This is a genomic window from Plantactinospora sp. BB1 (assembly GCF_003030385.1).
Lineage (GTDB): Bacteria > Actinomycetota > Actinomycetes > Mycobacteriales > Micromonosporaceae > Plantactinospora.
The window spans coordinates 235,090-260,311 of the sequence record NZ_CP028159.1; the positions used below are offsets into that span (position 1 = coordinate 235,090).

The 25,222-nt window shown below is 73.3% G+C and carries 26 protein-coding genes; 8 read left to right on the plus strand and 18 right to left on the minus strand.

The window, feature by feature from the left end:
* Window positions 1-161 precede the first annotated feature (161 nt).
* The 4 genes from C6W10_RS00950 to C6W10_RS00965 form a co-directional block, all read right to left on the minus strand.
* Window positions 162-488 (minus strand): DUF6510 family protein, encoded by a 327-nt coding sequence (locus C6W10_RS00950; protein ID WP_369931281.1) that lies wholly within the window; start codon window positions 486-488, stop codon window positions 162-164.
* 22 nt (window positions 489-510) lie between these two features.
* The gene (locus C6W10_RS00955; RefSeq protein ID WP_199853824.1) at window positions 511-1,242 is read right to left on the minus strand and encodes a ferredoxin reductase; all 732 of its coding nucleotides are present in this window, start codon (window positions 1,240-1,242) and stop codon (window positions 511-513) included.
* Complete coding sequence (locus C6W10_RS00960; RefSeq protein ID WP_199853240.1) at window positions 1,242-1,832, minus strand: molybdopterin-dependent oxidoreductase; 591 nt, start codon at window positions 1,830-1,832, stop codon at window positions 1,242-1,244. The genes C6W10_RS00955 and C6W10_RS00960 overlap by 1 nt, the downstream gene beginning before the upstream one ends.
* A 165-nt stretch (window positions 1,833-1,997) precedes the next feature.
* A complete protein-coding gene (locus tag C6W10_RS00965; protein ID WP_107255916.1) occupies window positions 1,998-3,845 on the minus strand; it encodes a glycosyltransferase in 1,848 nt (615 codons plus the stop codon).
* 129 nt (window positions 3,846-3,974) lie between these two features.
* On the opposite strand from C6W10_RS00965, the gene C6W10_RS00970 reads away from it, so the two are divergent.
* From C6W10_RS00970 to C6W10_RS00980, 3 genes are all read left to right on the plus strand, one after another.
* Entirely contained in the window at window positions 3,975-5,147 is a 1,173-nt protein-coding gene (locus tag C6W10_RS00970; RefSeq protein ID WP_107263547.1) for a CaiB/BaiF CoA-transferase family protein, read from the plus strand.
* A gap of 184 nt (window positions 5,148-5,331) precedes the next feature.
* Window positions 5,332-5,637 (plus strand): DUF2795 domain-containing protein, encoded by a 306-nt coding sequence (locus tag C6W10_RS00975; RefSeq protein WP_234359318.1) that lies wholly within the window; start codon window positions 5,332-5,334, stop codon window positions 5,635-5,637.
* Between the two features lie 15 nt (window positions 5,638-5,652).
* A complete protein-coding gene (locus C6W10_RS00980; RefSeq protein WP_107255918.1) occupies window positions 5,653-6,303 on the plus strand; it encodes a DUF1345 domain-containing protein in 651 nt (216 codons plus the stop codon).
* Between the two features lie 253 nt (window positions 6,304-6,556).
* Here C6W10_RS00980 and C6W10_RS00985 read toward each other — a convergent pair whose 3' ends face one another.
* Together C6W10_RS00985 and C6W10_RS00990 are read right to left on the minus strand one after the other, a co-directional pair.
* Entirely contained in the window at window positions 6,557-7,222 is a 666-nt protein-coding gene (locus C6W10_RS00985) for a hypothetical protein (RefSeq protein ID WP_107255919.1), read from the minus strand.
* Window positions 7,223-7,378: 156 nt separating this feature from the next.
* The gene (locus tag C6W10_RS00990; RefSeq protein ID WP_107255920.1) at window positions 7,379-8,362 is read right to left on the minus strand and encodes a pirin family protein; all 984 of its coding nucleotides are present in this window, start codon (window positions 8,360-8,362) and stop codon (window positions 7,379-7,381) included.
* An 80-nt stretch (window positions 8,363-8,442) separates the two neighbouring features.
* Between C6W10_RS00990 and C6W10_RS00995 the strand changes: the two genes are divergently transcribed.
* Complete coding sequence (locus C6W10_RS00995; RefSeq protein ID WP_107255921.1) at window positions 8,443-9,309, plus strand: LLM class flavin-dependent oxidoreductase; 867 nt, start codon at window positions 8,443-8,445, stop codon at window positions 9,307-9,309.
* 368 nt (window positions 9,310-9,677) lie between these two features.
* On the opposite strand, the gene C6W10_RS01000 is transcribed toward C6W10_RS00995, so the two are convergent.
* Window positions 9,678-10,232, minus strand: a complete 555-nt coding sequence (locus tag C6W10_RS01000; RefSeq protein ID WP_107255922.1) for a class I SAM-dependent methyltransferase — start codon at window positions 10,230-10,232, stop codon at window positions 9,678-9,680.
* A gap of 28 nt (window positions 10,233-10,260) precedes the next feature.
* On the opposite strand from C6W10_RS01000, the gene C6W10_RS01005 reads away from it, so the two are divergent.
* Window positions 10,261-10,755, plus strand: a complete 495-nt coding sequence (locus C6W10_RS01005) for a MerR family transcriptional regulator (RefSeq protein WP_107255923.1) — start codon at window positions 10,261-10,263, stop codon at window positions 10,753-10,755.
* A gap of 167 nt (window positions 10,756-10,922) precedes the next feature.
* On the opposite strand, the gene C6W10_RS01010 is transcribed toward C6W10_RS01005, so the two are convergent.
* From C6W10_RS01010 to C6W10_RS01040, 7 genes are all read right to left on the minus strand, one after another.
* Window positions 10,923-11,549, minus strand: a complete 627-nt coding sequence (locus C6W10_RS01010) for a hypothetical protein (protein ID WP_159104404.1) — start codon at window positions 11,547-11,549, stop codon at window positions 10,923-10,925.
* 69 nt (window positions 11,550-11,618) lie between these two features.
* Window positions 11,619-13,394, minus strand: a complete 1,776-nt coding sequence (locus C6W10_RS01015; RefSeq protein WP_107255925.1) for a DUF4012 domain-containing protein — start codon at window positions 13,392-13,394, stop codon at window positions 11,619-11,621.
* A gap of 196 nt (window positions 13,395-13,590) precedes the next feature.
* Complete coding sequence (locus C6W10_RS01020) at window positions 13,591-14,838, minus strand: glycosyltransferase family 4 protein (protein ID WP_107255926.1); 1,248 nt, start codon at window positions 14,836-14,838, stop codon at window positions 13,591-13,593.
* Between the two features lie 40 nt (window positions 14,839-14,878).
* The gene (locus tag C6W10_RS01025) at window positions 14,879-16,357 is read right to left on the minus strand and encodes a polysaccharide biosynthesis tyrosine autokinase (protein WP_107255927.1); all 1,479 of its coding nucleotides are present in this window, start codon (window positions 16,355-16,357) and stop codon (window positions 14,879-14,881) included.
* A 407-nt stretch (window positions 16,358-16,764) separates the two neighbouring features.
* The gene (locus C6W10_RS01030; protein WP_107263548.1) at window positions 16,765-16,980 is read right to left on the minus strand and encodes a hypothetical protein; all 216 of its coding nucleotides are present in this window, start codon (window positions 16,978-16,980) and stop codon (window positions 16,765-16,767) included.
* A gap of 93 nt (window positions 16,981-17,073) precedes the next feature.
* Entirely contained in the window at window positions 17,074-17,661 is a 588-nt protein-coding gene (locus tag C6W10_RS01035; RefSeq protein ID WP_107255928.1) for a TMEM165/GDT1 family protein, read from the minus strand.
* 314 nt (window positions 17,662-17,975) lie between these two features.
* Complete coding sequence (locus C6W10_RS01040; RefSeq protein WP_107255929.1) at window positions 17,976-18,566, minus strand: TetR/AcrR family transcriptional regulator; 591 nt, start codon at window positions 18,564-18,566, stop codon at window positions 17,976-17,978.
* 81 nt (window positions 18,567-18,647) lie between these two features.
* Here C6W10_RS01040 and C6W10_RS01045 point away from each other — a divergent pair, with 81 nt between their 5' ends.
* A complete protein-coding gene (locus C6W10_RS01045; RefSeq protein ID WP_107255930.1) occupies window positions 18,648-19,061 on the plus strand; it encodes a VOC family protein in 414 nt (137 codons plus the stop codon).
* 29 nt (window positions 19,062-19,090) lie between these two features.
* Here C6W10_RS01045 and egtD read toward each other — a convergent pair whose 3' ends face one another.
* The 4 genes from egtD to egtA all read right to left on the minus strand — a co-directional run bounded on the left by egtD (window position 19,091) and on the right by egtA (window position 23,646).
* Window positions 19,091-20,056, minus strand: coding sequence for an L-histidine N(alpha)-methyltransferase (gene egtD, locus C6W10_RS01050; protein ID WP_107263549.1), 966 nt, complete (start codon window positions 20,054-20,056; stop codon window positions 19,091-19,093).
* A 209-nt stretch (window positions 20,057-20,265) separates the two neighbouring features.
* Window positions 20,266-21,042: an ergothioneine biosynthesis protein EgtC gene (gene egtC, locus C6W10_RS01055; protein WP_107263550.1), complete on the minus strand. Its 777-nt coding sequence runs from the start codon at window positions 21,040-21,042 to the stop codon at window positions 20,266-20,268.
* 43 nt (window positions 21,043-21,085) lie between these two features.
* The gene (gene egtB / locus C6W10_RS01060; protein WP_107255931.1) at window positions 21,086-22,420 is read right to left on the minus strand and encodes an ergothioneine biosynthesis protein EgtB; all 1,335 of its coding nucleotides are present in this window, start codon (window positions 22,418-22,420) and stop codon (window positions 21,086-21,088) included.
* On the minus strand, window positions 22,417-23,646 hold the full coding sequence (egtA, locus tag C6W10_RS01065) for an ergothioneine biosynthesis glutamate--cysteine ligase EgtA (RefSeq protein WP_107255932.1): 1,230 nt from the start codon (window positions 23,644-23,646) through the stop codon (window positions 22,417-22,419). The genes egtB and egtA overlap by 4 nt, the downstream gene beginning before the upstream one ends.
* Before the next feature lie 131 nt (window positions 23,647-23,777).
* On the opposite strand from egtA, the gene C6W10_RS01070 reads away from it, so the two are divergent.
* Both C6W10_RS01070 and C6W10_RS01075 read left to right on the plus strand, forming a co-directional pair.
* Complete coding sequence (locus C6W10_RS01070; RefSeq protein ID WP_107255933.1) at window positions 23,778-24,164, plus strand: helix-turn-helix transcriptional regulator; 387 nt, start codon at window positions 23,778-23,780, stop codon at window positions 24,162-24,164.
* Window positions 24,161-25,054 (plus strand): SRPBCC family protein, encoded by an 894-nt coding sequence (locus C6W10_RS01075; RefSeq protein ID WP_107255934.1) that lies wholly within the window; start codon window positions 24,161-24,163, stop codon window positions 25,052-25,054. The genes C6W10_RS01070 and C6W10_RS01075 overlap by 4 nt, the downstream gene beginning before the upstream one ends.
* Window positions 25,055-25,222: the final 168 nt, after the last annotated feature.

Below are 25,222 nucleotides of genomic sequence, written 5' to 3' on the forward strand. Positions count from 1 at the left end.
CCAATCCGCACCCGGATTGCCGCTGCCGGTCCGACCGCCCCGTGCCCGGATCGTCGCTGCCGGTTCCACCGCCCCGCGCCCGGATCGTCGCTGCGGTCCGGCCGCGCCGCGCCCGGATGCCCGGAGACCGGCGACATCGTGCTCGGCCGGGCGGACGTCGGCTACGTCGCGGTCGGGCCGGGCATCCTGGCCGGTTCGGCCGGCATCGGAATCTGCAGGAAGGTGGTGCCACGCAGGTCCAGCCAGGCGCTGCTCGGGGTACGCACCAGCCGGAGCATGACCTCCTCGCAGGCCGGGCAGCGGGCGACCACCCCGGGCGCGTTGGTGTAGACCCGCAGCGCCGCCATCGGGCCGGTCCGGCCGCAGGAGGCGCACCGGCCGGTCGCCGTGGTCACGTCCACCGCGAAGACGTCCCGCATCGGCCCGGCCAGCATGTTGCCGTCCAGGTAGTCCATCCGCCCCGGGTCTGGTCGGAGCTGCTCGGTCATCTCGCCTCCAGGGTCCTCGGAGTCAGCCGGTCGGCCCGAACCGTTCGGTCTTGATCCGCCGGGGTTCGTGCCCGAGCGCGACCAGGATGTCGGAGACCGCCTCGACGAAGCCGGTCGGACCGCAGACGAAGTTGACCGGTTCGAGCTGTGCCGGCCAGCCATGGGTGTTGACGTCCGCGACGGCGATCCGGTGCGCCTCGGCGGAGAGTCCTTCCGGCACCTCGCGGGTGTAGACGTAGGCGACGTCGAGTCCCCGGTCGTCCCGGGCACGCCGCCGCAGCTCGTCGGCGAAGTAGACGTCCTGCTCGGAGCGGACCGAATAGATCAACCGGAACGGTACCCGGCTGTTGGCCTCGCGGCGCGCCCGGATCATCGCCATCAGCGGCGCGATGCCCGAGCCACCGCCGACCAGCAGCACCGGCGAGGGGTCGGTCATCCGCCAGACGAAGTAGCCGCCGACCGGGCCGCGAACCTCGATCTGGTCGCCGACCGAGAGGCCGTCGAGCAGGTACGGCGAGACCTCGCCCTCCGGTACCCGCTGGACGGTGACCTCGATCCGGTCGCCGTCGGCGGGCGCGGAGATCGAGTAGCTGCGCGCCGCCTGGTAGCCGTCCTCGGCGGTCAGCCGCAGGTCGACGTGCTGGCCGGGCAGGTGCCCCGGCCAGTCCGGCACCTCCAGCACCAGCGTGCCGGCGGTGGCGGTCTCGGTCCGGCGGTCGACCACCCGGGCGACCCACCAGCCGGTCCGCTTCATCAGTCTCCCTGGTACCGCTGTTCGCGCCATGGGTCACCGTAATCGTGATAGCCGGCGGTCTCCCAGAAACCGGGCTCGTCGGTCAGGCCGAGGCGGATGCCGCGCACCCACTTCGCGGACTTCCAGAAATACAGGTGCGGCACCAGCAGCCGGGCCGGGCCACCGTGCTCGGCGGGCAGGTCGGCACCGTCGTACTGGTGCACCACCCAGGCCTGGCCGTCGCGCAGGTCGTCCAGCGGCAGGTTGGTGGTGTAGCCGCCGTACGAGTGCACCAGCGCGTAGTCCGCCGCGGTGTCGACGCCGTCGAGCAGCGTGTCCAGGGAGACGCCCTGCCAGTTGGTGCCGAGCTTCGACCAGTGTGTCACGCAGTGGATGTCCACCGTCGGCGTCTCGTTGGGCAACGCCCACATCTCGTCCCAACTCCACCGGAACTCGGCGCCGGTCTCGGTGGTGATGACGAATTCCCAGTCCGTCGTCGGCACCCGGGGGGTGGGGCCGGCGGAGAGCACGGGAAAATCGTCGGTCAGGTACTGCCCCGGCGGCAGGTTCGGCCCGGACTGCCGACGCCGGCCCTGGAAGCCTGGTGACACGATGCCCACCCGCTAGTCCTACCACCTCCCGGTGCACCGCAGGTTACAACCGGCCATTTCCGGCCGAGCGGTGGCCCGGCGAAACGGCGGCGGCACAGCCGCACAGCGAACGGCGGCACAGCAGACAGCGGTACGGGCCGGAACGGCGGCGGCGCGGGAGCGTGGTCAGGACCGGTCCGGTCTGGCGGTCGCCGATCCGGTCCGCTGGTCCGGGGCCGGCCGGCCCGGCGCAGTCTCGACCTCACCCAGCACCTCGGCGGGCAACCCCGGCCAGTATGCGGAGGCGCTGTCGAGGAAGTAGTCCTGGCCCGGATCCCAGGTGTGCCCGGTGGCCCGCCGGTGGTAGACGTAGCCGAGCGGGTGGGTCCGGTAGATCCCGCCGCCGTCCCGGCGTACCCGGTCGAGCAGTCCCAAGTCGACGGACCGGGGCACCGGCCGCCAGCCGCCGGCCGCCTCCAGGTCTCCCCGGGCGATCAGGATCGTGCCGCCGGCCACCACCTCGCAGTCGGACTCGGCGGTGCCGGAGGGCCGGCGCAGCGTCACGCCCCGGGTCTCCAGGTGCACGAACTCCGATCCCTTGCCCACCAGGGTCGCCCCGGAGTAGTGCCGGGCCAGCACCAGGTCCCAGACGTGTTCGGCGGCGTAGCTGTCGTCGTCGTCGAACTTGCTGACCAGGCTGCCCCGGGCCCGCCCGGTCGCGGCACCGAGCGCCGCACCGAAGCTGGCGCTCCCCGGCACCCGGACGATCTCGTACGGCCGGCCGGAGTCGGCCAGCGTGGCCCGGACCGGTTCCGGCAGCTCGACGCCGTGCAGGCAGAGCACGATCTCCAGCTCCGGGTACGTCTGCCCGACCAGCATCCGGACCGCCTCCGGCAGCCGTTCGGGGCGCCGGGTCGACAGGATCGCGCTCACCGACGGCACCGGGCGCAGCGGCGGGAAGACCGCCGAGGTGAGCCGGGGCAGGGCGAACGCGCCGGCGTGCCCGCGCAGCGCCGCCCGCCGCTGCCGGACGCTGCGCGCCTCCAGGGCCAGCGTCCCGGCCTGCGGCACCGGGGCGGTCAGCAGGGCCCGCAGCTCCGGCGCGATCAGCCCGGCGACCCGCTCCGGCAGCGCCGGGACGGCGAGCACCGCACCGGTCATCGCGATCTGGACCAGCAGCGCCGCCACCGCCACCGGCTCGGCGTCGGGGACCTGCGGGCAGTCGACCACGGCGGTCTGGCGCAGGGTGGCGAGCACCGGCGCGGTCAGCCCGGGCCCGGCCAGCGGGTACGACCCGGCGCCCGGCCGGCGGCTCTGCGCGGCGAAGTCGAGGCGTACCCGGGGGGCGTCGGGCTGGTAGCAGTCGGGTCGACGGCCACGCGGGTTGATCCGGCGCGCGTCGACCAGTACGGCCGGGGCGGCCCCCGGCGCCTGGAGCCCGTGCCGGCTGGCCTGCCAGCACACCGCGTACGGCAGCACGCCCGCACCCTCGTCTTCGCTGCCCGCCCCCCGCAGCAGTACGTCGTGAGACCGGATGTCGGGGTTGCCGACCAGCTCGCCGAGCAGCACCGCCCCGCCCGCCGGCAGGTACGCCGGCAGCGTCGCCTGGCTGGTCAGGTTCGGCCCGGCCGGTGCCGGCAACGGCCGCTCCGGCGCCAGCGCCGGCAACGCGGCCCGCAGCACCTCGCGCAGTTGCGCCGGCCGGGACAGCCGGACGGTGACGACGGCGGTCCCCCGCCCCCGGCCGGGCAGCGCCACCCGGTGCCGGCGCAGGTGCTCCAGCGGCCCGATGCCACTCGACCAGCCGCGCCGAGGTGCCCGCCAGTACGCCACGACGACGATCGCGCGCCTGGTCGGGTGCAGGGAGGCGGGCCGGGCCAGCAGGTCCCGGAGCCGGTCGGTCGAGCCGGCGACGACCAGTACCCGGCGCAGGCCCGGGATGCGCAGTACCCGCAGGCCGACGAGACGACCGAGCCGTTCGGCCCGGCCTGGGCGGGGCGCACCCACCAGCCGCCAGTGACCGAGCCGCTCCACCCCGTGACGATAAGCCCTGTTCCGGCCGATCGGCGGCAACCGGGCGGGCCGACACGGGAACCGGTGGCGGCGACCTGGCCGCCGACGACGTCTGGACCGGGATGGGGTGCGGTGTCCTATCGTGCACGGATGATCGCACCCCGACCGGCCGGCGCCGGCCCACTCTCCGGCGTCCGGATCGTCGAACTGGCCGGCATCGGCCCCGGGCCCTTCGCCGCGATGGTCCTCGCCGACCTCGGCGCCGACGTGGTCCGGGTGGACCGGGTGGCCGAGGTCCGGCCGGAGCGGTTCGGCACCCCCCATCCCGACCTGCTGAACCGGGGTCGCCGGTCGCTCGCCGTCGACCTCAAGACGCCGGCCGGCCGGCAGGTGGTGCTCGACCTGGTCCGCAGCGCCGACGTGCTGATCGAGGGCTTCCGGCCGGGCGTCACCGAGCGGCTCGGGCTGGGCCCGGAGGACTGCCTGGCGGTGAACCCCCGACTGGTCTACGGCCGGATGACCGGCTGGGGGCAGGACGGCCCGAATGCCCGGTACGCCGGGCACGACATCGACTATCTGGCGCTGACCGGCGTACTGCACGGGATCGGCCGGGCCGGCGAGCGTCCGGTACCGCCGATGAACCTGGTCGGCGACTTCGGCGGCGGCGGGATGCTGCTCGCCCTCGGCGTGGTCTGCGCGCTCTTCGACATCCGGGGCGGCGGCACCGGACAGGTGGTGGACGCGGCCATGGTCGACGGGGTGTCACTGCTGGCCACGATGATCCACTCGATGCGCCGGATGGGCCGGTGGGGCGACGACCGCGGGGTGAACATCTTCGACGGCGGCGCCCCGTTCTACGACACCTACGAGTGTGCCGACGGCCGGCACCTGGCGGTGGGCGCGGTGGAGCCGCAGTTCTACGCCGAACTGGTCCGGCTGACCGGCTTTCCGCTGCCGCCGGACGAGGCGCTGGACCGCGACGATCCGGCGAACTGGCCGGCGCTGCACCAGGCGTGGGCCCGGCTCTTCCGCACCCGTACCCGGGACGAGTGGGCCGCGCTGCTGGAGCGGACCGACGCCTGCGTGGTGCCGGTCCTCGACTGGGCGGAGGCGCCCCGGCATCCGCACCTCGCCGCCCGGGACGTCTTCGTCGTGCACGCCGGAGCCGAGCAGCCGGCACCGGCGCCCCGGTTCAGCCGGACCCCGGGGGCGATCCGGCGGCCACCGCCGCAGCCCGGCGAGCACACCGACGAACTGCTCGGCGAACTCGGCCTCGACGCCGACCGGATCCGCCGGCTGCGTACCGACGGCGCCGTCGGCTGACGTCCCCGGCCGGCAGTGGGGGAACCTGGCGCGCCGGCGGAACCTGGCGCGGGCGTCCTCCTCCCGGTGCAGCCAGTCGAGCAGGCCCGCCGACCCGAGCGTGCCCGGTCGGCCCCGGTGCTGCGCGGTGATCCCTCCCTCCGGGTAGGCGTGAGGGTGCCCGCAACGGGTATCCGGCCGGCCGGTGAACCAGCCAACCGGCGAGGAGCGGGATCCCATGGTGACCAACGCGGACGTACTGCGGTACCTGGAGTCGATGGACTTTCCGGCGCCGAAGGAGGACATCGTCCGGGAGGCCGAACGCGCGGGGGCGCCCCGTGAGGTGCTCCAGGCGCTGCGCGGGATGCCGCCGGTGGACTACCAGAACACCGAGGAGGTGGCCCGGTCCGCCAAGACGGACCTGGCCCCGGACGCCACTCCGGCGGAGCTGGCCGCCAAGACCCGCGACCGTACGCACCAGCGGGTCGCCCGGCACATGCGCCAGATCTGACCCGCTGTTCCGCGGATGCGGCGCGGCACCTGGTACGACCCGCCCAAGGCCTCGATCCAGATGGCCGTCATCATGGTGGTCGGGGTCTGCGTCGGCATACCGGCCACCATCGTGCTGTCGCCGCTGATGGGGCCGCTGATCGGCTGGGACGCGGCGGCGGCGACCTATCTGCTGTGGGCCTGGCGGGTGCTGTGGTACAGGGATTCGCGGCAGACCGCCGAGCTGGCCGTCCGGGAGGACCCGAGCCGCCCGATACGGGACGCGGTGCTGCTGGGGGCCGGACTGGCGAGCCTGTCGGCGATCGGCATCCTGCTCGCCACCGACCACGAGGCGCGCGGCATCGACCGGGAACTGCACATCGGACTCGGCATCGTCAGCGTGCTGCTCTCCTGGACGGTGGTGCACACCGTCTTCACCTCCCGCTACGCCCGGCTCTACTACACGGGCGAGGACGGTGGGGTGGACTTCCACGAGGACGACCCGCCCCGGTACACCGACTTCGCGTACCTCTCGTTCACCATCGGGATGACGTTCCAGGTCGCCGACACCGACCTGACCACGAAGGCGATGCGGGTCACGGTGCTCGGGCACGCCCTGCTGTCGTACCTGTTCGGCGCGGTCATCATCGCCGCGACCATCAACCTGCTCGCCGGACTGGCCCAGTGACCGATCATCCGTCCCGAGTGGAGCTGGGGTACCGGACGGGGCGCCCGTCACATCCGCGCTCGCACGCGTGTCCCGGGCGCCACGTCCGCCAGTACCCCGGTGAGGTCACACGTCCGAACCGGACACGCTCACCGGACCGCGGCGGCCGGCCCGAACCAGGCTGGCTGACGCCGCCCACCCATCCTATGATGCGGGATGGACCGTTCGGTCAGGAATCCGGGAAACTGTGCGGGAAAGCACGCTCTTTCGCTGCTCAACGGGCGATTTCGTGGTATCTGTCCTCCAGGTCGATCCTGGCCAGGGTACCCACCAACCAGGCCAGTCTCTCCGACTCGCCGCCACCGGCCAACGTGGCCAGGTCGGCCGCCGAGCGTCCGAGCCCGAGCCGGCGGGCGGCGGCGAGAGCCCGACGGTCCGCGACCGGCGCCGTCTCGGCCCAGAGCGCCTGCACCTCGCGCAGAAACAGCTCGACCACCTCGGCGTCCACTCCCGGCAACTCGGCGAGCAACGCGCGCTCCCGCGCCGGCACCTGCCGGGCGGCGGTCCGCACCCGGCGCAGGTCTCCCTGGTAGCGCGCGACGAGCACCTCGGCCAGTTCACCCAGGGTGCCGGCCAACCGGTCGGCGTCGGCGCCCCGACCGTGCTCCCGGAGCACCGCCGCCCGCGCCTCCGGGCGGGACCGGGCCATCCGGGCCGGACTCTCCCAGCCCGCGTCCCGCAGCGCCCGGGCCGGCTCGACCGCCCGTCGCACGTCACCGGTGCGGCGCAGCAGGATCGCCAGGCAGAGCACCTGGAACAGGCTCGCCGGATTGTTGGTCACCCGGAGGCCGTACTCCTCGGCGAAGCCCCGGCTGCGGGCCACCAGCCGGCGGACGAGTCGCTTGCGGTCCTCGACGCTCGTCGTCGCAGTGGTCGCCATGCCGGCGACTACCCACGACGGGTCGGGCCAAAGCTGGCCGGGGCCGCCGGTTTCCGCACCGAGGGTCGGGTGCGCCGGCTCCGGGCCGACGTGCGACGCGTCCGGGTCCGGCCGGTGTGCGGTGGGTGCGGGTCTGGCCGGTGTGCGGTGCCGGCCTCAGCCGACGGTGCGGCCGTGCCGGTCGCGGCTCTTCAGCCGGGTCGTCGGCATCGGCGGAGCCGGCAGCGGTTCCGAGTCGTCGCCCTGCACCCGGCCGAACCGGAGACTGCCGGCCGCCCAGTCCGCGCGGGCCTCGGCGATCTCCTCGTGCGAGCGCCCGACGAAGTTCCACCACATCACCAGCGCGTCGTCGAAGGGCTCGCCGCCGAGCAGCATCAGCCGGGTCGGGCCGCTCGCCCGCACCACCAGCTCGGCCCGACCGGCTCCGAGGTAGAGCAGCGAGCCGGGGGTGAGCGCCACCTCGCCGACCTCGGCCGCCCCGGACATCACCAGCAGGCCGTACTCGAACCCGGCGGTGAGCGGCAACCGGGCCGTACCGCCGTCGGGCAGCCAGAGCTGCGCACCGAGCAGCGGCGAGTGCACCACCGCCGGTGACCGGACCCCGGCCAGCTCGCCGACGAGTACGGTCACCGAGTAGTCCGGCTCGGTCAGCACCGGCAACTCGGCGTGGTGCGCGAAGCCGGGCGGGCCGGACCGGGCCGCGTCGGGCAGCGCCACCCACAGTTGCAGGCCGTGCAGGGTCGGCGGATGCTCCGGTGGCGAGTACTCCGCGTGCGCGATGCCGTGGCCGGAGGTCATCACGTTGAGCTGACCCGGCCGGATGAGCTGGTCGTTGCCGAGGCTGTCCAGGTGCCGGATCTCGCCGTGCACCAGCCAGGTCACCGTCTGCAACCCGGTGTGCGGATGCGGCCCGATCCCCATGCCGGGCCGGTTGGCCACGTCGTCGGGACCGAAGTGGTCGACGAAGCACCAGGCACCGATGGTGCGGAGCTGACGCTGGGGCAACAGTCGACGCACCGTCGTGTAGCGGCCCAGCGGCACGTCGTGGCCGGGCAGCAGCACGTTGGTCGGCTCGGTGTCCGCGCCCGCCCCCGTGCCCGGCGGCAGGGTCTCCCCCGGCATCGGCTCGGTGATGCTCACCGGTCGAGCCTACGCCGCCGGGCGGGGCACCAGGCCCGAGTGACCGAGCGCGGGCGCCGCCCCGGTGCCAGACTGGCGGTATGGACCAGCCGGTGAGATTCGGCCTCAACGTGGACCCGAACGTCGGTGGCCTGGCCATCGCCGAACGGATCGCCGCGATCGCCGACAACAGCGGCATCGAGTACGTCGGTGTCCAGGACCACCCGTACAACGACGGATTCTTCGACACCTTCGCCGTGCTCACCTGGCTGGCCGCCCGGACCGATCGGGTGCACCTCTTTCCGAACGTGGCGAACCTGCCGCTGCGCCCGCCCGCGATGCTCGCCAAGCAGGCGGCCAGCATCGACGTGCTCAGTGGCGGGCGGTTCGAACTGGGGCTGGGCGCGGGCGGCTTCGCCGACGCCATCGCCGGGATGGGCGGCCCGCGCCGCGACCGAGGCACCGCCCGGGCCGCCCTGGCCGAGGCGATCGACGTCATCCGGGCGTCCTGGGCCGGTGAGCCGTACGAGTTCGCGGGCCGGCACTACACCGTGCAGGGGCTGCGCCCCGGGCCCCGGCCGGCGCACGAGATCGGGCTCTGGCTGGGTGTGGTCGGCCCGAAGGCGGTCCGGCTGGTCGGCGCGAAGGCCGACGGCTGGTCGGTGTCGGCGCCGTACGTGCCGCCGAAGCGGGTGGGCGAACTCAACCTCCTGATCGACGAGGCCGCCCGGTCGGCCGGCCGGGATCCGGGGCGGATCGTCCGGCTCTACAACGTGATGGGGCTCGTCCGCCCGGAGGACCGGGACCCGTTCCACGGCCCGGTCCGGCGCTGGGTCGAGACGCTGACCCGGCTGCACACCGAGCAGCGGCTGAACACCTTCGTCTTCTGGCCGAGCGGTGACCGGGAACGGCAATCCCGGATCTTCGCCGAAGAGGTGGTACCGGCGGTCCGCGCCGCACTGGCCTGAGCGGCACCGGCCGCCGTTCCGGCCGCCACACCCGACCCGCCCGAGCTGCCTGAGCTGCCTGAGCTGCCTGAGCTGCCTGAGCTGCCTGACACCGGGTCACCCCGACGGTGCGGGTGCGCCGTGTTGACCTCGACCGCGGTCGAGGTTGTTGACTGGCCGGCGGAGGTACCGGCGGGCCGGGCGGAGCCGCGACGCGGGCAGGTGCCGGACGAGGGCCGCAAGGGATCGGGGGGCGACCGTCGTCCGGTCGCCGACCCCGGGGGCTGCGGGCCGACCCGCCGCACTCCGGGCGGGACGGCGTCGAAGCGCGACCGGAAGGGACCGCCCTGCACGGCCCCCCGAGGCCGGCCGACCGTCGCGCCTGCCCGTCAGGCCGGTTTCCGGGCAGCCAGTCGTTCGATCAGGCCGAGCCGGAGCCGGTCCCGGGCCTCGGTGACGAAGCCGAGCCGCGCGGCGAGGTCGGCGGGGCGTCCACGCAGCCAACGCCGCTCCGCGTGGTCGAGCAGCAGCAGCCGGCCGCCCGGACGGAGTACCCGACGCATCTCGGCGAGAGCCGCGGCCCGGTCGGCGACGGCACAGACCGCCAGGGTGCAGACCACGGTGTCGAAGGAGGCATCGGGAAAGGGCAACCGCTCCGCCTCGCCCTCGCGCAACTCGACCCGCCGGCCCAGCAGTCCGGCCCGGCGACGGGCCGCCGCCAGCATCTTCGGGCTGAGGTCGACGCCGACCAGTTCGACGTCCTCGGCGTACCCGGAGAGGTTGCGGCCGGTGCCGACGGCGACCTCCAGGGTCCGACCCCGGGCCCGCGCGCAAATCCATTCGCGGCTGTCCCCGATCGTCAGCCGCTCCATCCGGTCGCCCGCCCTGTCGTAGCCCGCCGCTCGCCTGTCCCAGGCCCGGCGGGCGCTCTCTCGCTTGACCATGGGGCCCACTCTGCATGTTAATGTCAACATGAAGTCAAGCCCCGTACCGGTCGAAGGCGCCGAGCTGACCATCGGCGAGCTGGCCGCCCAGTTCGGGCTGGCCACCCACGTCCTGCGGCACTGGGAGTCGGTCGGCCTGATCAAGCCGGACCGGCGGGTCAACGGCCGCCGCCGCTACACCAGCGCCCAGCTCACCCGGGTGGCGATCATCATGCGCGGCCGCGAGGTGGGCATCGGCCTCGACCAGCTCCGGATGATGCTCGGCGTGGAGGACGCGGCGGCCCGCCGGGCCGTGCTCCAGCGGCACCGCGACGAGCTGGACCGCCGGATCGCCGTCGCGACCGCCTCCCGGGACCTGCTCGACCACGCGCTCGACTGCCCGGTGGAGGACTTCCTCCAGTGCCCCGACTTCCAGCGACTGGTGCAGGGCCCCGGCTGCCGGCTCGACACCCTGACCGGAGAAGGCGCCCGACCGGACAAGACGCCCGACCGGAGAAGGCACCTGACCAGACAAGACGTCTGACCGGAGAAGGCACCTGACCAGACAAGACGTCTGACCGGAGAAGGCGCCTGAACGAGAACGCCGGAGAAAGGCGCCTGAACGAGAACGAGGGCGCCTGCCGGACGAGGTGTCTCGTCCGGCAGGCGCCCCTGCTACCCGCGGGTCGGCATGCACCGCCCGCGCGATGGTCAACCGACCGAGGTCAGCTCCCGCGAGCGGCCCCGGCGGCGGCCCTTGGCCCGCCACGCGACCGCCACCAGCACCAGCAGCGCGCCGGCGATCAGCAACATGGTGCCGAGCGCGATCTGCGGCCCGGTGCTGCTACCGGTGACCGGCAGCGGTGGTTGCGCCTGCACGATGCTGACCGTGGTGCTCGCCACCCGACCGGTGGTGAGACCGGTCGCGGTGATGGTCACGGTGCCGGTCCGGGTGAACCGGACCCGGACCGAGAACTCCCCGGTCACGTTGGCCCGGACGGTGATCGTGGTGGGATCCCGGTACACCGTCGGCGCCTGGGCGATCGGCAGCATCGCGCCGACCCCGCCGGTGTCCACCACCGCCGCCTCGGCGCCGAGCGCCAGCGGGGTACGGGTGAAGGTGAGTCGGACGAGTTCGTTACCGCCGAAGCCCGAGCCGAAGACGGTGAAGGTCTCACCCACCTCGACCGTCGGGTCGCTGACCGTCAACGCCGGTGCCTGTGGTGGGTACGGCGGTTGTGGTAGTGGTTGTGCCTGTGCGGGCGACCCCGCGATGGCGAACGCGCCCACCGTGGCGAGCGTCGCCACGGCCGAGCCGATGATGCGGGATAGCCGCATGATGGATCCTCTCTCTACTGATCGCATGACGTTCACAACGGATCGCATGACTTGTCCTGACGTGCGGGCCTACTGGCCACACGCGGGTGCGGAACTGACACGGGTGGTCCATGGGGTCGGGCCGGGAGTGAGCCACAACTCGGCTTCGCCACTGGCCTTCGGCGGGGTCAACAGCCCCATCTCCAGTACGCGGGTTCGTCCGGGTCCGACGTCGACGACCACTACGCCGACCCGGCGCCCCCGCTCGACGCCGCCGCCCATCGGCGTCGCCTTTCCGTCCAGCCGGGCCCGCAGCGGTGAGCCGCGTACCGGGCTGAAGATCGAGACCAGCACCCGGGCGGTGTACGGGTCGCCGGAGAGCGCGAGGCCGCGCACCGACTTGCTGAGCCCCGAGGAGGGCGCGGACGAGCGGAGCGTGAGCCGGAGGTGGAGTTCCCGGCTGCCGTCCGCCCGGCAGTCCCCGACGGTGAGTTCCGCCGAGCGGTGCAGGTAGTAGCCGAGCTTCGCCCCGCTGCCGTCGTTGAGGAAGACGCCGACGTTCTGCACCGACTCCTGCTCGGGCAGCACCCCGGCGAGCCGGCTGTCGACGAGTTCGCGCTGCTCGCCGGCGTGCGCGCTCCAGAACAGGATCCGGCGCTCGGCGACGGCGGTGTTGACCGCCTGCGCCACGGCGCGCGGGTTCACCGGACGCTTGAGCAGGGCGTCGAAGACCGCCCGGGCCGAGGCGGCGAAGTAGTTGTCCTGCTGGGCCGGCTTGTCGAGCCGGCGGTACGTGTCCGACAGCAGGGTACGCACCACCGTGGGGGCGGTGAGGGTCGGATGCCCCGGTACCGGCACCGGTCCGATGGCCTTGAGCAGGTAGGAGAGCGCGACCGGGTCGGTGGCGAGTACGCCGTCGACGGTGCCGCCACCGACCCGCCGGTACATCTCCCGGATCAGGGTGGCCGCGGTCGGGAAGTGCGGGGTGAGGTTCACGTCCGCCGGATAGATCCCGGGCAGGTCGGTGTAGAGCGCGCGCAGCTCGCGGCTCAGCGGCAGCGGCGGCTTGCCGTAGGTGTTCAGGTCGGTGGCCGGGCCCTGCTTGACCAGCTTAACCTCGCCCTTGCTGGCCCGGATGACGGCGTAGGCGCCGAAGATCCCGCCGGTGGCCCGGGGCTCGGCGAGGTTCTGGAAGACCGCGAGGTAGGTCCGGGTGCCGTTGGCGCCGAGCAGGGTGGGCAGCAGCGCGCCGCTGCGCCGGACGGCGGAGGTCACCTCGGCCAGCCGGTCCAGCTCGGCGCGCAACTGCGACACCGCGTCCCGGACCGTGGGCACGAGCCCGGAGGTCGGCACCGTCAGGATCCGGTCCCGGACCTGGTGGACGGTGCTGTCCGCCTCGACGAGCGTGGGCATCGCGCCGCGCAGGGCGGCCAGGTCGAGTCGTCCGGAGCTCGGCAGCAGCGTCTGCGGGTTGAGTTCGACCAGGGCGGGGAAGGCCCGCCGGGCGAGGTCGTCGACGCCGACCGCCAGCTCCCGGACCGCCGCCATGTTCCGGCCGCCGTACGGTGCGGAGCCGGCGGCGCGCCAGCCGACGTCACCGGTACGCGACCGGGCGGCGGCGGTCTGCTGTTGCAGCGCCTCCAGGGTCCGGCGGGCCTGCGCGGTCTCGCCGTCCAGCACCTGCTGGCTCAGCTCCCGGGCCAAGCTGGCGGCGTTCTCCAGGTGGCCACCGGCCTGCCAGCCGCGCAGTCCGAGCCACCCGCCGGCGACGGCCAGCAGGCAGCCGACCACGAGTGCGGTGAGCAGGGCCCGGCGGAGTTGCCGCCGGACCACTCGACGGCGCGCCGTCCGCCGTCTCGGGGACATGTCCCCCACTGCCACCACCGCTTTCGACTTACTCGGATGAAGTAGACACAACGCAGTTTGCGCCTATATCTCTATAGCACGGTGGAGAGTTCGTGGTTGGTATTTCAAGGGGTCTTATGATGCTTTTGCACTTTTATAGTGAGAAAGGCTCACGAACCGGGCAGAAGATCATTGCCGCGCCGGGCGAAGACCCAGGTCAACGCCGTCGGCGGCTGACCGCCGCCTCGGCCAGCATCTGTTCCATCTGATCGACACCGGTCCGCAGCGACATCCGGGACAGGTAACTGTCCCGGGCCCGCTGTGCCATCTCCGCACGGGCGTTACTCGGGATCACCGCGGCCAGGGCGAACCGGTCCGCCAACGCCTGCCAGTCCTCCGGCGGGCAGGAGAGTCCGGCCCGGGCCCGCTCCACCAGGTCGGCGGTGTCCCCACCGGCGGAGGCGACCACCGGCGCCCCGGCGGAGAGCGCCGCCTGCAACTTCGCCGGCACCGCACCGCGCAGCGCCGGAAGGTCCCGCAGGAGCACGAGCTGGTATTCGGCGGCGGCGTACAGGTCGGCCATCTCGGCCGGTGGACGCCAGCCGAGGAACCGGACGTTTGTCGCGCCGAGTTCCTCGGCGAGCTGCCGGGACTGCCGCTCCTCCGGCCCGGACCCGACCAGTACCAGATCGAGGTCGATCTTGCCGTTGACCGCCGCGGCGGCCCGGACCGCCGTGTCGACGCGCTGGAACGGGCCCATCGTGCCGGCGTGCATCACCGTGGTGATCCCCCGGTGCCCGATCGCCCGCCGGGCCGCCGGGGTGGTGCCCATCGGCCGGAACAGCCGCTCGTCGGTCCAGTTCAGCACCACCCGTACCCGCTCCGGATCGGCGCCCCGCTCGATCACCACGTCCCGCATCGAGGGCGAGATCACCGCGATCCCGGCCGCCGAACGGTAGATCGCCCGCATCGTCCGGGTGAGCAGTCCGTGGGTGAACCCGGCCGAGGGGTCCCGCCCCGCCTCACCGGGCGGCGGCGTCACCCCCTCCGGCCAGATGTCCTGGACGTGTACCACCGCCGGCACCCGGCGCAGCATCCGGAGCAGCGCCGCCGCCGCGTACGCGCCGGCCGGCGGGAAGTGGACGTAGAGCGCGTCCACCCCGGCCAGGAACCCGGGGGCGGCCAGCGCACTGCTCATCGCGTACGTGAGCTGCCGCGCCGCCCGCCGGGCCGCCGTACCGTCGTGGCTGGCGTACGCCGGCACCCGCCGGACGAGCACCCCGCCCTCGTCGGTCTGGTGCCGCCACCGCTGCCGGTAACCCGGGTAGACCTGGCCGGTCGGATGGTTCGGGAACCCGGTGAGCACCCGCACCTCGTGGCCGCGTGCGGCCAGCTCCTCGGCCAGGCAGCCCGGTATGAAGGCGGGCTCCGGCGGAAACCAGTACGAGATAATGCCGATCTTCATTTCTCATCCCCCGATCACCCCGCGACCGGGCGAGCCCGCGTCATCGCGGTACCCGGTCGAGCTCCTCCGTGTTGTCCGCGGACGTGGTGGCCACGGCGTCGGTCGGGGGGACGCGCACCGGGTCGGCGGCGGGTGACGCCTCGCCACGGGTGGCGAGAAGCCTCTCCACCGGCGCACCCTTGCGGTACGCCCGGTACTGCTCGACGTCGATCTTGTTTTCCTTCGACATGTTCAGCACGCAGCCGAGCACCCGGGCGGAGACCGAGTGCAGCGCCTGCGCGGCGGCGGCGGTCTGCGCGCTCGGGGTCTTGCCCTGCCGGGCCACCAGCAGCGCACCGTCGGCCTGCACCGCGACCACCACGCCGTCGGTGAAGGCCAGCAGCGGCGGGGTGTCGATGATGACGATGTCGGTCAGCTCGCGCAGCGACAGCAGCAGGTCGGCCATGGCCTTCGAGCCGAGCAGCTCGCTCGGGTTCGGCGGCACCGAGCCGCCCGGCAGCACCAGCAGGGACTTGTCGCCCCACGGTTGCAGTACGTCCTCGACCGCCACCTCGCCGATCAGCACGTCGGTCAGGCCGGCGCCGGAGCCGATCCCGAGATAGCCGGCGACCCGGGGCCGACGCAGGTCCGCGTCGACCAGCAGTACCTGCCAGCCCGCCTCGGCGAGCGTGATCGCCAGGTTGCAGGCGAGCGTGGACTTCCCCTCGGCCTGCACCGCGCTGGTCACCGCGATGACCCGGGCCGGCTCCTGGGCGTCCACGAAGCGCAGGTTGGTCCGGAGTTTCCGCATCGCCTCGGCCCGGGCCGTCTGCGCCGCCGTACCGACGATCAGCGGGTTCGACCGGGCGTGCCCGTCGTACGGGATGCTGCCGAGCAGCGGCGCCGAGGTCGCCTCCTGGAGGGTCTCGCCGTCCCGGAAGGTGGTGTCGGTCAGCCCGCGCAGCACGGAGAGCGCGGCGCCGAGCACCAGCCCGAAGACTCCGGCCAGCACGAGGTTGCGGACCGGCCGGGGGGAGACCGGTTCGGCGTTCACCCGGGGGCCGCCGACCACCTCGATCTTGATCGGTGGTTCCTTGGCCCCGGGCGGGGTCTCGATGCTGTGCACGAGTTTCACGAAGTGCGCCGCCAGTGCCTCGGTGAGGCGCAGCGCCCGGGCCTGGTCGGTGTCGGTGACCGTCGCGGAGAGCAGGACCGTGTCCGCCTCGACCCGCGCGCTGACCCGGGACCGTACCTCGTCCGCGGTGAGCCCGACCCGTTCCTCCGCCGCGACGGTCTGCGCCAACCGGTCGCTGCTGAGCAGGTCGACGTACGACTTGACCCGCTGCTGGAGAAAGAGGCTGCCCTGGTACGCGTCGGTCATGCCCTGCCCGGAGGAGGTGACGAAGAAGGTCACCGAGGAGGCGTACTGCGGGGTCGCCCGTACCGTGACGAACCCGGCGAGGCCCAGCGCGACCATGACGGTCGCGAGTACCACCCACCAGCGTTGGCGCAGCGCGCGCAGGTAAGTGTGCAGATCCATCAGCCCCGGCCTTCCGTCTCAGCACCAACCGGTCAGGGGTGCCGAAGACATCTAATGATCACGAAAAATGCGACAGTATGAAAAAGTTCCGACTTGTCGCGTCACAGTTCCTACCGAATGTAGATGATTGAGCGCCCTCAGTAGTCGCAGTCGGGCCAATACCGTCGGATAAGTACCGGCGGCGTGCCCGCGAAGCGCCGGAGCGGAGGCGCCGTCAGCTAGCCGGGACGGAACGGCAGGAACGGGGCCGACAGGCCCGCCGACAGCCGGAGACGGGCGGTCGGGACGGCGGCGGCTGCTGCGGCCCCTGCGGCTTCTGTGGCGGTGGCGGGAAAGGCGACGGAAAGACGACGGAAAGACGACGGCGCCGGCCAAACCTGGCCGGCGCCGTCGATGGTGTCCGGGACTCAACGCGTCGGGGGCCGCTCCCCGCCCTCGTCCGCCTCGTCCACCTGGTCCGAGTCGGCGAGCGCCTCCCGGAACTCGCGCGACAGGTCCGAGCCGGGCACGGCGACGTCCTCGGCCTCCTCGGCGACCACGTCCCGCTTGTGCGGCCGTTCCGGCTCGGGCAACGCCACGTCGCCAGCGAACCCGTACTCGTTCGGCTCATCGTGCCTGGTCATGCAGTGATCCTCCGTTCGGGCCACGCTCCGCCGGACAGCCCGCTGGCCGTCGAACCAGCTACCCGGATCCCGGCCGTCCCACACCGGGATCGGTCAGGTCAGTTGGTGGACCGCGTCCACCAGCAGCCAGATGCCGCAGATTCCGAAGAGCGCGCTGGCGCCGTACCGGATGGTCTTTTCCGGCAGGCGGCGGCCGAGGAGCCGGCCGACGCCGATGGCCAGGGCGTCGGCGGCGACCATGCCGACGGTGGAGCCGAGCCAGGTGCCGAACCAACCGTGCTGGGTGGCCAGGGTGATCGTCGCCAGCATGGTCTTGTCGCCGAGTTCGGCCAGGAAGAAGGCGATCGAGACCGCGATGATCGCGGAGCGGCGGGTCCGTTCCGCCTTGCGCCGCTCCTCCTCGGTGAGCGAGTCGCCGCGCAGCGTCCAGAGCCCGAAGCCGAGGAAGGCCAGCCCGGCGACGAGGGCGATCCAGCCGGTGGGGAGCGCGGCGCCGAGCCCGACGCCGAGGGCGACCGAGGCCAGGTGCACGACCGAGGTCGCCACGGTGATCCCGATGATCACCGGTAACGCCTTGAACCGGGTGGCGAAGGTCAACGCCATCAACTGCGACTTGTCGCCCAACTCGGCCACGAAGATGACGCCGAAGCTGATCGCCAAGGCGGTGTTGAAGTCCTCCATGTCACCCTTCCCGGTCGATGCCGGGCGGGGGCGTGGGCGACCTCGACCCGGCATTACTGCCTGAGTCGAAGGTCTCGCCCGCCCCACCGGGGGTGAGGCCGCGTGGCCGGGTGCGCGACGCGCGCACACCAGTATGTCGACCACGACGTTGGGAGCTACTCCCCTTCGCTGCCGACGACCCTACCCGAGTACGCCGGGCGGCGCCCACGCACCCTCGGCGGTCCGATGAGCACGGCCGGGGGCCGACGGCGCGCCCCGGCGGCCGGTCGGGTCCCGGGCGGGTCGGGTGGCGCGCAGGGCAGTCAGCTGGCGGGTCAGCTGGCCCGCAGGGCGGTCAGCATCCGGGTCAGGGCGGTGACGGTCTCCGTGACGTCCTCCGGCCGTTTTGAGGTCGCCAGCCAGAGGGCCGCCTCGTTCATCGCGCCGGAGAGCAGCCGGGTCAGTGGTGCGACCGGCTGTGGGGCGAGCACCCCGGTCTCGATCAGCGTGCCGAGTGCCTCGGTCAGGTGGCGCGCCGAGTTGGCCTCGTCCAGCGCTCGCCACTGCGCCCAACCCAGTACCGCCGGTCCGTCGACCAACATGATCCGCTGTACCTCCGGGTCGGTGCTGGCGGCCAGGAACGCCTCGCAGCCGGCGGTGAACCGGGTCCACGGATCGTCCCTGGCCTCGGCCGCCGCGACCACCCGCCCGGCGACCTCCTGCTGCACCTCGGCCAGGACCGCGTGGAACAGCGCCGCCTTGCCGTCGAAGTGGTGGTAGAGCGCGCCCTTGGTGACCCCGGCGGCTTGGACGACCTCCGCCAGCCCGACCCCGGCGTATCCCCGGGCCGCGAAGAGCCGCCGGCCCTCGCGCAGCAGGGTCTGCCGGGTCTGCTCCCGCTGTTGCCGCCGACTGAGATTCGGCATCGCGCCCTCCGTTGACATACCGACGGTACGCGAACTAGCTTACCTTCACATACCAACGGTATGTGAAAAGGGGTAGTCCTCATGCTGACCAGCTTCTATCCGGTGATCTGCACCTCCCGGTTGGCGGAATCGCGGAACTTCTACACCGGGTTGCTCGGCTTCGAGCCGACCTTCGAGGCCGACTGGTACGTCAGCCTCCGGCGTCCGGGCCCGGCGGGGTACGAACTCGCACTCCTCGCCCACGACCACCCGACGCTCCCCGAGGCGTACCGCACCCCGGCGCGGGGACTACTGCTCAACTTCGAGGTGACCGACGTCGACGCCGAGTGGCGGCGACTCGTCCTCGACGCGGGACTCCCCGCCGAACTGGAACTGCGCAGCGAGGACTTCGGACAGCGGCACTTCATCGTGGCCGACCCGAACGGGGTACTGATCGACGTCATCACCCCGATCCCGCCCACCGCGACCTACGCGGAGCAGTACGTCGAGAGCTGACCGGACACCGCCGCGACCCTCGGCCCGGCTCAGTCCGCCTGGCCGAGGGTCACCGCGAAGAGGCCGGCGTCGTCGGTCCAGCGGGCCCGCACCGTGAAGCCGGCGGCGGCCAGTTCCGCGTCGACGTCCTCCGGGCGGAACTTCGCCGAGATCTCGGTGCGCAACTCCTCCCCCTCGGCGAAGGCCAGGTCGAGGTCGAGTACCCGGACCCGCATCGGCCGCCGCGCCCGCAGCCGCATCTCGATCCAGCGCCGCTCCGGGTCCCAGAGCGCGACGTGGTCGAAGGCGTCCACCTCGAAATCCGCGCCCAGTTCACGGTTGAGCACCCGCAGCACGTTGCGGTTGAACTCGGCGGTGACCCCGGCCGCGTCGTCGTACGCCGGTACGAGGATCCCGGGATCCTTGACCAGGTCGGTACCGAGCAGCAGCCAGTCGCCCCGCTCCAGTGCCGAGCGGAGCGCGGCCAGGAACTCGGCCCGCTCCGCCGGCAGCAGGTTGCCGATGGTGCCGCCGAGGAAGGCGACCAGCCGTCGGCCGCCGGTGGGCAGCCGGTCCAGATGGCGGGTGAAGTCGCCGACGATGCCGCGTACCCGCAGCCCCGGGTAGGCGGCGGCGATCTCGGCGGTCGACCGCTCCAGCGCGCTGACCGAGACGTCCAGCGGTACGAAGGTGCCGAGGTCGCCCTGCGCGGTCAGCGCGTCGAGCAGCAGGCGGGTCTTCTCCGACGAACCCGAACCGAGCTCGATCAGGGTCTTCGCGTCGGTGAGCCGGGCGATCTCCCCGGCCCGAGCCGCCAGGACGGCCCGCTCGGCCCGGGTCGGGTAGTACTCCGGCAGCCGGGTGATCTCCTCGAACAGCTCGCTGCCCCGGGCGTCGTAGAACCACTTCGGCGGCAGCCACCGGGGCGTCGCGGTGAGCCCGGTCCGGACGTCGCTGCGCAGCGCCAGCTCCAGGTCCCGTTCCTCCAGGTGTATCTCCAACGGATCCGCGGTCACCCGCACACTCCCCTCAATCGACGCCGCCGCCCCTGCGACGGGTCCTCTCGCTACGCCGGCCGCTCCCGACCGCCCACCGGGCGACCGCGATCGGCTCGCGCCCCGCTCGGCCGCTCGGCAACCCCAACTCCGGACGCGCTTCGGCACCCCCATCTCCGGCCGCTCGGCAACTCCCACTCCGGCCGCTCGGCAACTCCCACTCCGGTCGTTCAGGAACCCCCGCTCGGCCGGCTCGGCGCCGACCCCGGGCCGATCGGCGTGACGTCGACCCGGCCGGCGGCGGCGACCACGAGGTGCCCGTCCGGGACCGGCCGCCAGCCCGGTTCCTCGGTCAGCGGCTCGGAACTGACCAGCACCGACCCGCCGCCGGACCGGACCGACAGCGCGTGCCCGCAGGTGTTCGCCACCACCAGATGCCCGTCGGTGAGCAGCAGGTTCAGCCGGGCACCGGGAGCGGCGGCGGCCACCTCCCGGACCGTCTCGGCCACCGCCTCGGCCGGCCCGGCCCCGGCCCGCAGCCGGTGGCGTACCAGGGCCCAGAGCAGGGCCGCGTCGGTCGGGGCGTCCAGGGTGATCAGGTCCCGGGTCGGCAGCCGGCCGGCCAGGCTCGCGATCGAGTCCGGCCAGCCGGGTACCGCACCGTTCAGGCTGAACAGCCAGCGTCCCTCGGCGAACGGGGCGGCGGCGGTCTCCACCACCGGCATGCCGACGGTGGCCGAGCGCACCGCCGCCAGTACCGCGCCGGCCGTGGTCGCCGCGGCCAGCACCGGCAGGGTGTCGTCGGCCCAGATCGGGGTGGCCCGCCGGTAGCGCACCGGCGGGCCGTCCACCGGGTACCAGCCGACGCCGAAGCCGTCGGCGTTGACCGTGCCGCCGCCGCGCATCTCCCGGGGCGCCCAGGACTGCCGGACCAGCGAGTGCGGCGGGTCGAAGAGCAGCCCGGCCAGCGGTAGCGGAGGGCCCAGATAGGCCAGGTGACGGCACATCAGCGGGCCCGGCTCCGCCGGCCGGGCGAACGGTCGGGACGGGTCACGCCGTCTCTTCCGGCCGGGCGTCCCGGGCACACCGGAAGCCGCTGAAGATCTGCCGGCGGATCGGCAGGTCCCAGTTGCGGAAGGTACCCCGGCAGGCCACCGGGTCGGTGCCGAAGGAGCCGCCCCGGAGCACCCGGTAGTCGGAGCCGAAGAAGACCTCCGAGTACTCCCGGTACGGGAACGCGGTGAACCCGGGATAGCCGAGGAACGGGCTGGAGGTCCACTCCCAGACGTCCCCGATCAGCTGGTGTACGCCGAGCGGCGAGGCGCCCGCCGGGTACGCCCCGACCGGTGCCGGTGCGAGGTGCCGCTGCCCGAGGTTGGCGTGCTCCGGCGTCGGGTCCTCGTCGCCCCACGGGTAGCGGCGGGACCGGCCGCTCTCCGGGTCCCAGCGGGCCGCCTTCTCCCACTCGGCCTCGGTCGGCAGCCGCTTGCCGGCCCAGGCGGCGTACGCCTCCGCCTCGTGGAAGCCGACGTGCACCACCGGCTCGTCCGGGACCAGCGGACCGAACCGGCCGAACCGGGTGCAGCCCCAGCCGGCCCCGTCGCGCCGCCAGTGCATCGGTGCGGTCAGTCCGGCCGACGACCGGTGCCGCCAGCCCGCCTCGCTCCACCAGCGCTGGTCGGCGTAGCCGCCGTCGGCGACGAAGGCGAGGTACTCCGCGTTGGTCACCGGTGCCGCGTCGATGACGTACGCCGGCAGCTCCACCGGGTGGCCGGGGCGCTCGTTGTCCAGCGCCCACGGGTCGGTGGAGGTGCCCATGGTGAACCGGCCGGCCGGAACCAGCACCTCACCGGCGACCGGCACCACCGCGGCCGGCGGCTCGGGTGCGGAGAGTACCGGCGGGCCGTTGCGGAGCTGGTGGGTGGCGAGCATGGTCTCGTCGTGCTGCTGCTCGTGCTGGGCGATCATGCCGAACGCGAACCCGTCGGCGACCAGCCGGCCGTGGTCGAACCGGACGCCGTCGAGCAGGTCGAAGACCTTGTCCCGGACGGTCGCCACATAGCGTCGGGCCTCGGCCGGACCGAGCAGCGGCAGGGCCGGGCGGTCCCGGCGGGGGTGCTTGAAGGCGTCGTACAGCTCGTCGATGTCCTGGCGCACCGGCGGGCGGCCGCCGACGTCCCGGACCAGCCAGAGTTCCTCCTGGTTGCCGACGTGCGCGAGGTCCCAGACCAGCGGGGACATGATCGGCGAGTGCTGCCGGACCAGGTCGTCGTCGTCGACCGCCTCGGTGAGCCGGACGCTGCGGTCCCGGGCCCGGGTGAGTTCGGTGGCGATCCGGTCGCGCAGCGACCCGGTCGGCCCGTTGTCGGATCGGACGTCGGTCATGTCGGTCCCTTCCGCGCGGCGGCGAGCCGTCGCGCCACGATCCGGGTGATCTCCTCGCGGGTCGCCGTGGGCAGACCGGTGCGGTCCAGTGACCGCAGCGCGAGGTCGAGCAGGGTGTCGGCCGCCGTGGCCAGCAAGGGGTCCCGCAGCCCGCGCCGGGCCGCGTCGACCCACCGGCCGGCGACCGGTTCGCAGGCCGCCCGGGCGGCGTCCCGGGCACGGTCGTCCTCCAGCAGCGCCGCGAGCACACCGACCGGCGCGATCCACTCCGGGCCGGGCTGGGCGTCGAGGTAACGGATCTCCAGGTACCCCCGGGGGCGTACCGGCGGGAAGAGGGTGCTCAGGTGGTAGTCGAGGTCGTCGGTGGTGGGCGGCCGGGGCAGTGCGCCGCCGAGCCAGTCCCGGAAGGTGATCCCGGGCGGAACGGTCCAGTCCGCGCCGTCCCGGCGTACGCAGAGCAGCGGGGCCGCCAGCGCGTACCGGACCCAGGTGCCGACCGGGTCGGCGGTTTGCGACGGCGGTGACCAGGCCGGACGGGTCCGGGCCGGGTCGATGAACTGCCAGGCGGCCATCCGGGCCGAGGCCCAGCCGGTGTCCCGACCGGCGTGCCGGCGGGCGGTGGCGAAGACCGCGAGCAGCGGCGGCCCGAACGCGTGCGCGGCGGCCCACCGGTCGGCGAACCGGTCGGCGGTACCGGCGTCCAGGCAGACCTGGAGCCCGGCGGTGCTGTACATCATCGTCCGGCCGGCCGCGCCGAGCCGGTCGAAGGCACAGCGCATCGCGCGGTATCGGGGGGTGTCGACCACCGGCGTCGGCGGCCGGTGCGGATCGATGCCGGTGTCGCCGAGGACGAGACCTGCGGCGCCGAGCAGATCGGTGAGGTGGGCGAGGTCCGAGGTGGTGCTCTCGTGCAACTCGCCGAGGGAGCTACGCGGGGCGGTGGAGATTTCCACCTGGCCGCCGGGCTCCACGCTGACCGTGCCCGAACGGGGCAGCGGTTGGGCGGGACTGTCGGGATCGAGAGTGGTCGGGGCGTACGGGCCGAGTGCGGTACGGAGCCGGGCCGGGTCGACCGGTCGGCTCGGAACGGCCGCGTCGTGCACGGTCCATTCCAGTTCCACGCCGCTGAGCCTGGGCGGACCGGTCTTGAAACAGATCTTGGCGACGTAACCCTCGGCGTCCTCCACCGCCCGCAGGATCGTGCCGCTGTCCAGGTCGGATGGCATCGGCGCGGGTCCTCCCTCCTGGGGAACCGACTCCCCTTACCCGGTTTTCCGGAGCACACGCTCCGGACTGTTGCCGAGCGTGAGCGTGCATAACTTGCTCGGCATATTACTGGCTTGGTATGTTAACCGTCGTGATCACGCCGTTCGAAGTCCTCGCCGAGCCCGTCCGGCGACGCATCCTGGACCTGCTCCGCGAGCGTCCCCGCTCGGTCGGTGAGCTGACCGAGCAGTTGGGGCTGACCCAACCGGGCACCTCCAAACACCTCCGGGTGCTGCGCGACGCCGGGCTGGTGCGGGTCCGCCCGGAGGCGCAACGACGCTGGTATGAACTCTGCCCCGAACCGCTCGCCGAACTCGACGCCTGGCTCGCACCGTACCGCTGGATGTGGTCCAGCCGGATCGATGCGCTTGAACGCCATCTGAACACCATGCCATCCGGGTCCGACACTTTCCCCGACCACGAACCCGAGCGCGAGCCCGAGCGCGAGCCCGAACCGAACACCGAGGAGTTGTCGTGAACGAGAGCCTGGACACCGCCAACGGACGCCAGGTGCTGCGCATCGAGCGCCGGCTGACCCATCCGGCGGAGAAGGTCTGGCCCGCCGTCACCGAGCCCGAGCACCTCCGCGAGTGGTTTCCCGCCGAGGTACGGCTGGACCCCCGCCCCGGCGGGCGGATGACCTTCAGTTTCGGGTCCGGCCCGGACGCGCCGCCGGAGTCGGTCGGCCGGATCGAGGCGTACGACCCGCCCCGGCTGTTCGCCTTCAGCTGGGAGGAGGAACTCTTCCGGATCGAACTGCACCCGGACGGTCCGGGCTGCCTGCTGGTGTTCAGCCACGTCTTCGACGACCGGGCCGGTGCGGCGAGCTTCGCCTCCGGCTGGCGACTCTGCCTCGACGCGCTCGAACACGTGCTGGACGGCCGACCCGTCGACCAGTCGGCGCGACCGTCGGGACGGCTGCACGAGTCGTACGTCGAGCGGTTCGGGCTGGCCGACGGCGTCGCCGACACCGGCCCGGACGGCTGGCGGGTGCGCTTCGAACGGCAACTGACCCGCCCCGCCGAGGCGGTCTGGGCGGCGCTGACCGGGGCGGCACCCGACCGGCCGGCCACGCTCGGCGCACCGCCCCCGCCCGGCTTCACCACCGACGAGTTCCCGGCCGGACCGGTGACCGCGCTGGCCGCACCGACGCTGCTGGAGTACTCCTGGGAAGCCGCCGGGGTCCCGGCCGGGCGGATCCGCTGGGAACTGGCCGAGGGCACCGGCCACGGCGCCCGGCTGGTACTCGAGCAGACCGGCCCGGCCGACGCGGCCGGCGACCGGGCGACCGCGCTGGTCGCCTGGCGCTCCCGGATCGAACCGCTCGCCCGGCGGCTCGCCGAAGAGGCCGACCGGCTCGCCGGCTGACCCACCGCCGAGGACCTCGGCCGGTAGCCCGCCGCCCGAGACCTCGGCCCGGGAGCTGCCGCCGAGGACCTCGGCCGGCTCACACAGCGGAGCAGGGCCCGGCCGGACCCGGACTCGGCGGGGCGCCGGTTCGATAACGGGACGGACCGTAACGCCGCCCCCGGCTTG

Coding starts and splice junctions, on each gene's coding strand:
- egtB (WP_107255931.1), bottom strand. CDS start 22,420: ATGACCGACGTCCGATCCGACAACGGGCCGACCGGGTCGCTGCGCGAC.
- C6W10_RS00985 (WP_107255919.1), bottom strand. CDS start 7,222: ATGGCGACCACTGCGACGACGAGCGTCGAGGACCGCAAGCGACTCGTC.
- C6W10_RS01045 (WP_107255930.1), top strand. CDS start 18,648: ATGCTGACCAGCTTCTATCCGGTGATCTGCACCTCCCGGTTGGCGGAA.
- C6W10_RS00970 (WP_107263547.1), top strand. CDS start 3,975: ATGATCGCACCCCGACCGGCCGGCGCCGGCCCACTCTCCGGCGTCCGG.
- C6W10_RS01020 (WP_107255926.1), bottom strand. CDS start 14,838: ATGAAGATCGGCATTATCTCGTACTGGTTTCCGCCGGAGCCCGCCTTC.
- C6W10_RS00980 (WP_107255918.1), top strand. CDS start 5,653: ATGCGGCGCGGCACCTGGTACGACCCGCCCAAGGCCTCGATCCAGATG.
- C6W10_RS00995 (WP_107255921.1), top strand. CDS start 8,443: ATGGACCAGCCGGTGAGATTCGGCCTCAACGTGGACCCGAACGTCGGT.
- C6W10_RS00950 (WP_369931281.1), bottom strand. CDS start 488: ATGACCGAGCAGCTCCGACCAGACCCGGGGCGGATGGACTACCTGGAC.
- C6W10_RS01025 (WP_107255927.1), bottom strand. CDS start 16,357: ATGGATCTGCACACTTACCTGCGCGCGCTGCGCCAACGCTGGTGGGTG.
- C6W10_RS01000 (WP_107255922.1), bottom strand. CDS start 10,232: ATGGTCAAGCGAGAGAGCGCCCGCCGGGCCTGGGACAGGCGAGCGGCG.
- egtA (WP_107255932.1), bottom strand. CDS start 23,646: ATGCCATCCGACCTGGACAGCGGCACGATCCTGCGGGCGGTGGAGGAC.
- C6W10_RS01010 (WP_159104404.1), bottom strand. CDS start 11,549: ATGCGGCTATCCCGCATCATCGGCTCGGCCGTGGCGACGCTCGCCACG.
- C6W10_RS01040 (WP_107255929.1), bottom strand. CDS start 18,566: ATGCCGAATCTCAGTCGGCGGCAACAGCGGGAGCAGACCCGGCAGACC.
- C6W10_RS00955 (WP_199853824.1), bottom strand. CDS start 1,242: ATGAAGCGGACCGGCTGGTGGGTCGCCCGGGTGGTCGACCGCCGGACC.
- C6W10_RS01035 (WP_107255928.1), bottom strand. CDS start 17,661: ATGGAGGACTTCAACACCGCCTTGGCGATCAGCTTCGGCGTCATCTTC.
- C6W10_RS01005 (WP_107255923.1), top strand. CDS start 10,261: ATGAAGTCAAGCCCCGTACCGGTCGAAGGCGCCGAGCTGACCATCGGC.
- egtC (WP_107263550.1), bottom strand. CDS start 21,042: ATGTGCCGTCACCTGGCCTATCTGGGCCCTCCGCTACCGCTGGCCGGG.
- C6W10_RS01030 (WP_107263548.1), bottom strand. CDS start 16,980: ATGACCAGGCACGATGAGCCGAACGAGTACGGGTTCGCTGGCGACGTG.
- C6W10_RS01015 (WP_107255925.1), bottom strand. CDS start 13,394: ATGTCCCCGAGACGGCGGACGGCGCGCCGTCGAGTGGTCCGGCGGCAA.